At 63.9% G+C, this 1721-nt stretch carries 2 protein-coding genes; both read left to right on the plus strand.

All coding sequences use genetic code 11. From position 1 onward, the window contains the following. A partial coding sequence (locus MUO23_13255; protein ID MCJ7513916.1) for a molybdopterin-dependent oxidoreductase occupies positions 1-1204 on the plus strand: 1204 nt, incomplete at its 5' end. A gap of 187 nt (positions 1205-1391) precedes the next feature. Then, positions 1392-1721 (plus strand): cyclase family protein (locus MUO23_13260; GenBank protein ID MCJ7513917.1); only part of this gene is annotated, 330 nt, incomplete at its 3' end.

Genomic DNA, 1721 nt, shown 5'->3' on the forward strand with positions numbered 1-1721 from the left:
ATGCATCGACGAGCTTGCCCTTCAGGTCAAGATGGATGCGGTTGAGTTTCGCAGGCTCAACTGCCTGAAGACCGGCAGCACGCTGCCGACCGGGAGCAAGATGCATCCAACCGGGCTGTCCATCTGCATCGAGAAGACCGCCGAAGCCATCGGGTGGGGAAAGAAGGCTCCGCCCAGTACCCCCAGCAGGCGGCGCGGCAAGGGGCTGGCCCTGATGTGGAAGGCCCCGGCCATGCCCCCCAATGCGGGCTCCAGCGCCTGGGTCGAGCTGGCCGAGGACGGCACGGTCACCGTGGGCGTCGGCGGACAGGAACTCGGGCAGGGGGTCTTCACCGTGGCCGCCCAGATGGCCGCCGCAGCCCTGGGCGTCCCCTACGAGTCCGTCCGCATTGCCACGCCGGTCGATACGCGCTACAGCCCGTACGAGTGGCAGACCGTAGCCAGCCGACTCACCTGGAGCATGGGGAATGCGATTGTCAACGCCGCCAACGATGCGAAGCGTCAGATCCTAGATACGGTGGCTGAATCTTGGGAAGAAACCCCCGATGACCTGGATATTGTCAATGGCGTGGTGATTTCGTACAAGAGCGAAAAGGAGACTCCCCTCAAGAACCTCGCCATCTATGGCCTGCCCAAGCCGGATGACCAGGGCTGGAGGGGCGGACCGGTCATCGGGCGCGGGAGGTTCATGCCCACCTACGTCACCGGTTTGGATGCCGAAACCGGGCAGGGCGAACGCGCCGTCGTGCACTACACCACCGGGGCCCAGGCGGTCGAATTGGAGGTCGACCTGGACACCGGCCGGATCGAGATCCTCAGAGGCGTCTCGGCCTTCGACGTCGGCAAAGCCATCAACCCGGGACAGGTCGAGGCGCAGATGGAGGGCGGTTTCGTTCAGGGCATGAGCTCGGCCCTGTTTGAGAGCCTGAACCTGAAGGACGGCGTGGTGAGGAGCCCCAGCTTCGTCGACTACCGCATCGCCACCACGGCCGATGCCCCCAAGGACCTGCAGGCCATCATTGTCGAGGTGGCGCAGGACGATGGGCCGTGGGGAGCGCGGGGGATTGGCGAGCATTCGATGGTGCCCACCATCCCGGCCATTGCGAATGCCATCTACGATGCGGTGGGGGTCCGTCTCGAGGGGCCGCCGTTTACGGCCGAGAAGGTGTACCTGGCCATGCTTGAGGCCGGGATTGTGAAGTGAGGGCCGAGAGCGGGAGTGTCCCGGTCAGGCGCGGCGAAGGTCGCGAGCCTGCCGACCGGATGGGGGTGTCCCACGGCCGCGCCAAGAGAAGGCCCTGCGTCAGGACGCTTCCGAGATCCTGCGCAGGTTGGGCAGGGACCGTGGTGCGCTACAATAAAATCTCGCGAGTCGACACAGGAGCAAAGCCATGAAGTTCATTGATCTCACGATCCCCCTCGGTGTCGCCACGCCTCCTTGGCCCACCTATGAGCCGCTGCAGTTGAAGTACTTCAAACGCTTGGCGCCCAACGGGGCCAATGGGCAGGTGCTCACCCACTCCAACCATCTGGGCACCCATCTGGATGGCGAGATCCACTTTCATACCCCGGGCAAGGACATCGCCTCGCTGGACATGGACTTCTTGGTGCACGAGGCCGCCATTGTTGACCTGAGTGACATCAGCGGCGACTACGATGTGTACACCAGCAAGATGGTCGACGAACGGGTTGAGGTCCGTGAGGGTGACATTCTCATCATC

It is taken from the genome of Anaerolineales bacterium, assembly GCA_022866145.1.
In the GTDB taxonomy this organism is placed as follows: Bacteria; Chloroflexota; Anaerolineae; order Anaerolineales; family E44-bin32; genus PFL42.